Genomic DNA, 8,488 nt, shown 5'->3' with positions numbered 1-8,488 from the left:
AGTATCAGAAACCCAAAGCAGCGTGGGAAATCGTTCTCGAACGAGCTCTTTGATTTTTAACGGACGCGGCCTGAATAGCTGTCCGCTACCGGCCAGAAGCGGTCGGTCGCTATATTCTTCTATCGACGTTGTAATATTAAAATATCGACATTGCTAATGTAGGGCCGCAGGTCTCGGTAGCATAACTGCTGGATGACAGGAGCAGAGGTCATGGAACTTCTCGCAAACATCGACGTTGACAACCTTGAGAAGGCAATTCGCTTCTACGGAGCGTCGTTTGGATTAAAAGTCGGTCGACGCTTCGGCGTCAGCGGCGTGGAAATGTTGGGGAGCTCAGCGCCGATTTACCTCTTGGTCAAAGCTGAGGGAACGCAAGCAGCGAGCACAACTGCTCAGCGCCGTACCTACGATCGCCATTGGACGCCAGTCCATCTCGATTTTGTCGTTGAAGAAATCGAATCTGCGGTTCAGAAGGCCGTCTCAGTCGGAGCGCGGCTTGAGGAGCCCGTCGCTACCCACAAGTGGGGGCGACTCGCGCATATGGCAGATCCCTTCGGCAATGGTTTTTGCTTCGTTCAATTTCTTGAGCGAGGTTATGACGAGATTGCGAATTGACAATGGAGCGCCAAATCGGACTGTTCGGTTGGCTATTGCTCTGGAATGTCTCTCCCGCGAACAATGACGTCGTGGCTATCACTGCCGCTATCTGCGAGGCACTGCATGGCGGCGATCAGGAAGATGCCAGCAACGTGTCCAACGGACGTTGCTGCCTTTCGCAGCTCCTCCCTGAGTAACTTTCTATATCAATATTCCCGTGACTTCATGCCTCCTATAGCATCTCTGTCATCCGCCAGAGCGATTTAGCCTCTGAGCAGCCTCCGCAACTATTGATTCCCGCAGGGCTCGGCGCTTGGTCGAGTCCTTGAGCACAGCGGCTACAATTTCCGGAGGGGACGTATAGGGGGTTCCACCGGCAAACGGCGGCGCCGGATCGTATTCCATCGCTAACTGGATCTTTTGTGCTGTTTCGAGGCCGGCAATATCGGCCACAACTCGTAGAGCCATATCGATACCGGACGTCACACCTCCGGAGGTGTAAATATTCCCATCACGGGTCATCCGTTCATTTGAGACAGTGGCGCCGAACTGCGACAACATGTCGCGCGCTTGCCAGTGGCCACCTGCGCGCTTTCCTTTCAGAAGTCCCGCGGCACCCAGCAGTAAAGAGCCGGTACAGACGCCAAACACATAGTCGCATTTTGCGCTTTCCGTACGCACATAATCTACCCATTCGGCATCCAGCATCGCGGTGTCGATGCCCGTCCCGCCTGGAATGACCAATATGTTCGACGGCCTGGCTGTCGCTCGTGTGACATCGGGCAACAAACGCAATCCGCGATCGGTACGTACCGCCTCCCGCGTAGCGGCAACCAAATTGACTGTCCAACCTGGTGTTCGCGCCAACACCTCATAGGGGCCAGTGATATCAAGCTGGACCATGTCAGGAACCGTGATGATGTTCACGTGCATGGGTCTGTTTTTTGAAACTCCTTGAGCCAGCGATCTGGCCGTGGTCGATGCCAGCAATACACTGGCTACTCCGCTCGCCTGCAAGAGTTTTCTGCGCTTTTCATCCATGTTGACCTCCTTGAAATTTGTGGTATACCCGAATATCGATTATGCGCAACAAAGCCGGGGAGTTTATGCCAAATAGCAGTCCAAAAATGCCAGCACGGCAAGTCACCATTCTCGTTTTTGACGGCGTACAGCCCATTGATTTTTCTGGTCCGGCGCAAGCATTGATTACGGCTAATGAGGAGGGCGCATCCCCCCAATACGTGGTCAACGTGCGGGCATTCACAGGAGAAAAAATTCAGACTGCTTCGGGATTTTCGATCAACGCAGAGCCGATTGACCTTGATCTGGATATCGACACGCTGATCATTCCAGGTGGCCCAGGAGTGCACGATGGAGCCCAGAAAAACTCCGAATTTAGGAATGCGTTACATCAATTGTGCGAACGCTCCAAACGGATATGCTCCATCTGTACGGGGGCCTTCTTGTTGGCGCAGGCAGGAATGCTGGCAAACCGGCGCGCCGTGACACATTGGCGTTCCTGCGAGCGTCTGTCTCATGAGTTCCCGGATGTGCAAGTTGAGTCCAATTCGCTTTTTCTGAAGGATGGAAAAGTCTGGACTTCGGCCGGAGTGACGGCAGGAATCGATCTGACGTTAGCGCTGATCCAGGAAGATCATGACGCCACTCTTGCCGCGAAAGTTGCAAGGCGGCTGGTGGTTTACTTGCGTAGGCCAGGCGGGCAGAATCAATACAGTGAGCCTTTGTCTTTGCAGGAAGCGTCAGGGACACAGTATGCCAACTTACTTCAACAAATGATCAACAAACCAGAATTTTCATGGACCGTAGAGCACATGGCGTCTATTGCTGGTCAATCTCTTCGCTCCTTTCATCGACAATTTAAGGAAGAAGTTGGAACGACCCCCTCTAAGGCATTGGAGAAGATTCGCACTGAGTTAGCGCGCACCTATCTGCATACCACCAACATGCGCATGAAACAGATTGCCACCAAAGCAGGTTTCGACTCGGAAGATTCGATGCGCGACGCAATTGTTCGCCAGTTCGGGCTGTCGCCCAAAGAAATGAGGGAGCGATTTTGACCCGCCATATGGAAGACCTTTATCGCGATCACCTCTGCTCATGAGTTTTCATCCTGTCCGTGCATTCCGGTGGTCCATTCCGGACGACGCCCCAGCACATCAAACAATTCCAGAATGATCGACTTGACCTTCTGAACCGCATTGCTGAGCAGTTCGGTATCGTGCCAGCATAGCGACAGATCGCGTGAAAACAGGCGGTGGTCGACCTTGGCCAGTTTCAACTTGCCTTCGTCGAGTTCGACATGTGCTGCCGACCACGGCAGGATAGTCACGCCAAGGCGGGCGATGACTGCCGCGAACAGCAGCGCGGTGGAGCTTGCTTCAAACTGTACTTCGCACGACAGGCCGGATTCGCGCAAGGCCCATTCGACACGGCTGCGCACTGAAGTCGGGGTCAGGTCTTGCAATGACATATTGCTCAAGCACTAGAGAAAAAAATGTGTCGGTGCAAGACCTGACCCCGGCGTCCGTATGGAATTTGGTGCTGGGATATTGGGGGGGCGGGCTTTTGGGGGTGTGTCAGAGACCACTGAGGTTGGTGCTGCAACAGAAAGTGTTGGCAAAGTAGACGCATCCGTGAAAGGCTCTTTGGCCAACAAGTTTAAAACCGATGCGCTGAGACCTGGCACCGCTCTTCAAGTGGGTATCAAGCCTACGATTAACCTTAATGCTGCTGATTTTTCACCTGAAGAGATTGCGTGGATAAACCACAAATACAGCATCGCCGAGCTACGTATCTTGGGGGGCGCTGAGACGAGCGAAGTTGGCGCAGGCGTTGACTATCAATATCGATTGAGTCAGAAATTTGCTCGCGACACTTTGGCTCCAGGTCAGCCGATTTCGTCCGTAAAGATTGGCAATGTAGCACCGGGTAAGAACGTGGATGAATTTGTATCTAGGCAATTCGGTGGACGACAAGTATTTGAAAACCAAAATTGGGCACCAGCAAGAGCCAATCAATTGATGGGGACTTTGGAGTACAATGCCACCAAGGATTTGCCAGTGGGTACCCCGATTTGGGGCTTCAACATCGTTTGGCACTGATGCGGGGAAATATGTTCGAAAGCTTTTTTAAGGCGTTTCCGCGAGAGGGTGAGCATTCGGCGCCAATCGACGCCGCGTCCCTAGCCGACAGGGTGCAGGCTGAACTTGGTTGCCCTGTTCCCGAAGAACTTAAGAAGTTCTGGGAGGTGTCGGGTTCCGGTTACTTCGGTGACCGAGTGCTTTATTTCTTTGGGGAAGCTGGTAAGGATAGTCCCAGAGACTCGCTTTTGGATTGGAATAAGAAAGACTTTTGGCGAAGCGTTTATCCATCGCCAAAAGATGGCGGCCCCATATTCTTTGCTGAGACATGTTTCGGTGACCAACTTGGATTTCGCCGAGAAAAGGGCGGTAAATTGATCTACGTCTTGTTTAGTGTAGATACGTTCGATGCATTCTCTGTTGCGCGTGGCGAAGGGCGATTGTTTAGCGAGGTACTAAATAATCAATATGCTTTGCTCGACGAGCCTAGGTATGATGCGGTGCGTTCTGCTTTGGGTTTGCTGCCCGCTGGTATGCACTATGCTCCTATTTTGAGCCCAATGCTCGGTGGCTCAGGAAGCGCAGATAACTTCGGCACTGAAACTCCAAATGTGCATTTCAGAACAGCGATAGCAACGTTTTTAGCTAAGCGCGTTGCTCCGTCTGCGTCCAATTGACAAGAATTGCGAATCTGGTAGCAGCAATTCCAACGTATAGCGCGCTCGTTTGTTCTGTGACATGCGGCTCTCCTTGACTGAATTTTAAATTCTTCAGTAGTAAGGGGGCCGCAACAGAGAGTGTTGGTGGCTCTAGCGCTACTGGCGAGTTGACAGCCGGTAGTGATCTGCACAGAGCGACTCGTTGGCAGGAATATCAAGATAACGGCGGTACTTGGACTTACGACCGCTGGTCTAATGTCTACGACGCAAATATGACACGTGCTTCCGCCGCGAATGAGGCCGTGGATGCTTATCACGCAAATCTTGGCTGGGGCCAACGCGAAGTGACGGTCAATGCCAACGTCGATGGCGTGGATTACGCGCGTCGCTTGGACATTGCCGATGTGGCGACTCAGCGAGGGATTGAATACAAAACTGGCTACCAGACCGCCACTCAAGACAACCTTTGGGAGGTGACGCGCGACCAGGCGTTAGCTCAGAGTGGCTGGGATATTCAGTGGGTATTCCGTGATACCGCCTCCCAACCATTACAAGATGCCCTTACTAATGCGGGCATCAAGTTCAAGTTTGGGAATCAATGATGACTAAGGAAGATGATCAGTTTCAGGTTTGGTTGATGGACATGAGCGATGCCATTGAACGGTTTCGCCAGTTCATCCCCGCAGATATGGCAGCACGTTTGGATTTTTCGCCAGAATCGTTAAGTTTGATTGAGGAATTTGCCTTGGCGAACTATCCAACGATCGACGACATCAAGAAACAGAGTGAAGCAAAAGTGGTAGACGGCATGGCTCGATATGTCGGGCAAGTATTCCGTAAGCACTTTGGCGGCAAATGGATAATCGATTTTAACGACAAGAAAAATGTCTTTTATGGCTTGCCACAACTAACTGGAATGGCGGGCCAAAGAACGCAGACTTGCCCGCTAACATTGGTTACCGCGTCTGTGGATAGGCGTACGGGGAAATTCATTCGTACGGTCTTCGACAACCAACAGCAGAATGCAAACAAGGCGCAGCAGTAGGCATGAAAAGCATTCATAAATAGGTCACAAGTGTGGGGTATGGGCCGTATTTCCCCCGTCAAATGCTAGACAGTATTCCTATTTTTTGGCGGATTCAGCTTCTGATGCAGATTTAGCCCAGGTGGCCCAATCAATTGTTGTTGCAGTGAAAGAAGACGCTTGCCTTTTTTCGAACGTTATTCATCGTTAACAGAGTGTGCCATCGGGCTCAATTCATCGCCTCGCGCAAACACGCACTTTCTCTTTAACAATCTCGAACGCAGAATGTATTACTCGATTGCGACCGCACATTTGGTAGGGTTATCAGAGTTCGACTTACTCCTTGAGCAGTGGACTAGTGTCTGCGGCGAATTGCTTCCTGAAAATATACGTGCTGGTGCCCGAAAAAAGGTCTCTAGGTTGCTTGAAATTCTCGAGATTTTGCGTACATGAGCTCTAACGCTGCGTTTGAGACGACTAACGCGAATAGCAGCGGAACCGCCCATGTTGAACGGCAGCTTTGGGGACAGTTGAAGGACCGCTATGGGTCGCAAGCGGAAGGTCGCGCTTCTTCAACGTTGGTCCTGCCAAGGGATTTTCCGCCTTATTTCGTGCGGATTTCAAGGCGCGCGTATTTCTAACACTCCACTCGAAACCGAACCACGATCACCTCTGCTCATGAGTTTTCATCCTGACCGTGCATTCCGGTGGTCCATTCCGGACGACGCCCTAGCACATCAAACAATTCCAGAATGATCGACTTGACCTTCTGAACCGCATTGCTGAGCAGTTCGGTATCGTGCCAGCACAGCGACAGATCGCGTGAAAACAGGCGGTGGTCGACCTTGGCCAGTTTCAACTTGCCTTCGTCGAGTTCGACATGTGCTGCCGACCACGGCAGGATAGTTACGCCAAGGCGGGCGATGACTGCCGCGAACAGCAGCGCGGTGGAGCTTGCTTCAAACTGTACTTCGCACGATAGGCCGGCTTCGCGCAAGGCCCATTCGACACGGCTGCGGATCGAGTTCGGTGCGCTGGGAAGGATTAACGGCATGCGCGCCAGTTCGGCCAGTTGCAGCGGCCCGGCTGGCAATGGAAAATCGGGCCACGCGATCAGGTGCAGCACTTCGGTAACCAACCGCTGCGACGCCACCCCGCGCGTCTCGACCGCGTCTGCGACCACCGCCATTTCCACCCGGCCGCCGCCGATCAGTCCACCCAGATCGGCGCTGGGGGCTTCGATCAGTTCCAGCACAATTCCCGGATAACGATCGCGCACCATGCGCGCCAGCGGCATCGCTAGCACCCGGGCGGTGCTGGACGGCATGCCCACCGACACTTTGCCTTGCGGCCGTTCGGCATCCTGAAGCAGCAGATCGCGGGTGGCGTCAGCTTGCCGAAGCAGTTCGATCGCATGCCGGTACAGCGTCTGTCCAGCTGCGGTCGGCGCCACGCCGTGTACGCTGCGCTCCAGCAACTGCATCCCCAGATCGCGCTCCAGGTTGCGCATCTGCTGGCTGACTGCGGGCTGGGCGATATGCAGCAGTTCGCTGGCATGCGTGACGTTGCCGCATTCGACTACCTTCACGTAATAGCGCAATTGCCGCAAATCCATTGTCATCTCCTTTGTAGTTATTCCATACGTTAATCCTATAGAGATAGAGTAATAACATATTTTTAAAGTATTTAGTGCCTCCCTATACTTGACTCACAAAAATCGATGCTGACCGGGCAGCCATCCTGGAAGCGCTTCACCACAGCCGATACAGGTTGATAAGGAGACAAGAATGAACAAGGCAATTGCTATCAATCCGACGGGTGTCAAACCCCGGCGCACACCGCTCACCCGCGAACAGATCGGCGGATTCTGGGCGGTCTACTCAGGCTGGGTGCTGGACGGCGTGGATTCGGTGATTTATGCGCTGGTGCTGATTCCGGCCCTTACCGAATTGCTGCCGCTGTCCGGTATCGCCGCAACTCCCGGCAACCTCGGCATGTACGGCTCTATCCTGTTTGCCTTGTTTTTGATCGGCTGGGGACTGTCGTTTATCTGGGGGCCGTTGGCTGACCGCTTTGGCCGCGTCAAGACCCTGGCCGCCAGCATTCTGATTTATTCTGTGTTTACCGGCGCCGCCGCGTTTGCGCACAATGTCTGGGAACTGGCGGCGTTTCGCTTGATTGCCGGTATCGGCGTCGGTGGCGAATGGGCGTTGGCCGGCACCTATGTCGCCGAAAGCTGGCCGGAGGATCGCCGCAAGATGGGCGCCGGTTATCTGCAAACCGGCTACTACCTGGGCTTTTTCATTGCTGCCTGGCTGAATTACACGATCGGTGCGACGTACGGCTGGCGCGCCATGTTCCTGTGCGGTCTGGCGCCGGCGTTGCTGGCGATTTTCACGGTGCTGCGGGTGAAGGAGCCTGGTCAGTGGGACAAGGCGTCAAAGGGTGTGGCTGCCGTCGTGAGTGCGAGCAGCTCGCTGAAAGAACTGTTCTCGCCAGCCTTCCGACGCCGCACGCTGACCAGCGCCACTTTGGTCGGCGTGGCGGTGATCGGCTTGTGGGCCGGTTCGGTATATGAAGCTAGCGCGGTGGTTACGCTGGCGACCCGCGCCGGTATCGATCGCATCGGCGCGGTGCACCTGGCTTCGATTGGCGCGGCGATTCTCTCGTTTGCCACCATTCTCGGCTGTCTCGCTGCACCCTGGTTGGCCGAACGGGTGGGCCGGCGCGGCGCCCTCGGGATTTACTTTGCCGGCATGGCGGTATCCATCGTGTTTGCATTCGGCTGGGTCTTTTATCAGCCGGATGGCCTCAACCTGTTCATGGTGTCGCTGCTTTTCCTCGGTTTCTTCGGCGGCAATTTCGCGATCTTCTCGCTGTGGCTGCCGGAACAATATCCGACCCGGATACGGGCCACAGCCTTCGCTTTCAACGCCTCAATCGGCCGCTTCCTCGGCGCCGGCGTGAACTTCCTGCTGGCGGCAGCGATTCAGTGGCAGGGTTCGCTCGGCCTGCCGGTGGCCTGGACCGCGGCGGCATTTGGAGTCGGCTTGCTGATCCTGCCTTTTGCGGTTGAGACACGCGACCAGAAACTGCCCGAATAGCGA

At 54.3% G+C, this 8,488-nt stretch carries 9 protein-coding genes and 1 pseudogene; 7 read left to right on the top strand and 3 right to left on the bottom strand.

Annotation, left to right across the window (positions count from 1 at the left end; all coding sequences use genetic code 11):
- The first annotated feature begins 210 nt into the window (after nt 1–210).
- Nucleotides 211–615 (top strand): VOC family protein, encoded by a 405-nt coding sequence (locus tag ACIPF8_RS23350; protein WP_400425960.1) that lies wholly within the window; start codon nt 211–213, stop codon nt 613–615.
- 228 nt (nt 616–843) lie between these two features.
- Here the strand turns inward: ACIPF8_RS23350 and ACIPF8_RS23345 are convergent, their stop codons facing one another.
- Nucleotides 844–1,530, bottom strand: coding sequence for a DJ-1/PfpI family protein (locus tag ACIPF8_RS23345; RefSeq protein ID WP_400425970.1), 687 nt, complete (start codon nt 1,528–1,530; stop codon nt 844–846).
- 149 nt (nt 1,531–1,679) lie between these two features.
- On the opposite strand from ACIPF8_RS23345, the gene ACIPF8_RS23340 reads away from it, so the two are divergent.
- Nucleotides 1,680–2,675 (top strand): GlxA family transcriptional regulator, encoded by a 996-nt coding sequence (locus ACIPF8_RS23340; RefSeq protein ID WP_400425958.1) that lies wholly within the window; start codon nt 1,680–1,682, stop codon nt 2,673–2,675.
- 38 nt (nt 2,676–2,713) lie between these two features.
- Here ACIPF8_RS23340 and ACIPF8_RS23335 read toward each other — a convergent pair.
- A pseudogene (locus tag ACIPF8_RS23335) lies at nt 2,714–3,067 on the bottom strand (LysR substrate-binding domain-containing protein); the annotation flags it as partial.
- Nucleotides 3,068–3,146: 79 nt separating this feature from the next.
- On the opposite strand from ACIPF8_RS23335, the gene ACIPF8_RS23330 reads away from it, so the two are divergent.
- The 4 genes from ACIPF8_RS23330 (at nt 3,147) to ACIPF8_RS23315 (ending at nt 5,402) form a co-directional block, all read left to right on the top strand.
- Nucleotides 3,147–3,719, top strand: coding sequence for a hypothetical protein (locus ACIPF8_RS23330; protein ID WP_400425956.1), 573 nt, complete (start codon nt 3,147–3,149; stop codon nt 3,717–3,719).
- Nucleotides 3,720–3,730: 11 nt separating this feature from the next.
- Complete coding sequence (locus ACIPF8_RS23325; protein ID WP_400425954.1) at nt 3,731–4,375, top strand: SMI1/KNR4 family protein; 645 nt, start codon at nt 3,731–3,733, stop codon at nt 4,373–4,375.
- Nucleotides 4,376–4,629: 254 nt separating this feature from the next.
- Entirely contained in the window at nt 4,630–4,959 is a 330-nt protein-coding gene (locus tag ACIPF8_RS23320) for a hypothetical protein (RefSeq protein WP_400425952.1), read from the top strand.
- On the top strand, nt 4,959–5,402 hold the full coding sequence (locus ACIPF8_RS23315) for a hypothetical protein (protein WP_400425950.1): 444 nt from the start codon (nt 4,959–4,961) through the stop codon (nt 5,400–5,402). Before ACIPF8_RS23320 ends, ACIPF8_RS23315 begins: the two co-directional genes overlap by 1 nt.
- A gap of 655 nt (nt 5,403–6,057) precedes the next feature.
- Here the strand turns inward: ACIPF8_RS23315 and ACIPF8_RS23310 are convergent.
- Nucleotides 6,058–6,996 (bottom strand): LysR substrate-binding domain-containing protein, encoded by a 939-nt coding sequence (locus ACIPF8_RS23310; protein WP_400425948.1) that lies wholly within the window; start codon nt 6,994–6,996, stop codon nt 6,058–6,060.
- A gap of 172 nt (nt 6,997–7,168) precedes the next feature.
- Between ACIPF8_RS23310 and ACIPF8_RS23305 the strand changes: the two genes are divergently transcribed.
- Nucleotides 7,169–8,485, top strand: coding sequence for an MFS transporter (locus ACIPF8_RS23305; RefSeq protein WP_400425946.1), 1,317 nt, complete (start codon nt 7,169–7,171; stop codon nt 8,483–8,485).
- Nucleotides 8,486–8,488: the final 3 nt, after the last annotated feature.

The organism is Collimonas sp. NPDC087041, from assembly GCF_044745265.1.
GTDB lineage: Bacteria > Pseudomonadota > Gammaproteobacteria > Burkholderiales > Burkholderiaceae_D > Collimonas.
Note: the sequence above shows the minus strand (reverse complement) of the source record. Positions and strands in the feature narration are given on the sequence as shown.

Coding starts and splice junctions, on each gene's coding strand:
- ACIPF8_RS23305 (WP_400425946.1), top strand. CDS start 7,169: ATGAACAAGGCAATTGCTATCAATCCGACGGGTGTCAAACCCCGGCGC.
- ACIPF8_RS23320 (WP_400425952.1), top strand. CDS start 4,630: ATGACACGTGCTTCCGCCGCGAATGAGGCCGTGGATGCTTATCACGCA.
- ACIPF8_RS23340 (WP_400425958.1), top strand. CDS start 1,680: ATGCGCAACAAAGCCGGGGAGTTTATGCCAAATAGCAGTCCAAAAATG.
- ACIPF8_RS23315 (WP_400425950.1), top strand. CDS start 4,959: ATGACTAAGGAAGATGATCAGTTTCAGGTTTGGTTGATGGACATGAGC.
- ACIPF8_RS23350 (WP_400425960.1), top strand. CDS start 211: ATGGAACTTCTCGCAAACATCGACGTTGACAACCTTGAGAAGGCAATT.
- ACIPF8_RS23310 (WP_400425948.1), bottom strand. CDS start 6,996: ATGGATTTGCGGCAATTGCGCTATTACGTGAAGGTAGTCGAATGCGGC.
- ACIPF8_RS23325 (WP_400425954.1), top strand. CDS start 3,731: ATGTTCGAAAGCTTTTTTAAGGCGTTTCCGCGAGAGGGTGAGCATTCG.
- ACIPF8_RS23345 (WP_400425970.1), bottom strand. CDS start 1,530: ATGCACGTGAACATCATCACGGTTCCTGACATGGTCCAGCTTGATATC.
- ACIPF8_RS23330 (WP_400425956.1), top strand. CDS start 3,147: ATGGAATTTGGTGCTGGGATATTGGGGGGGCGGGCTTTTGGGGGTGTG.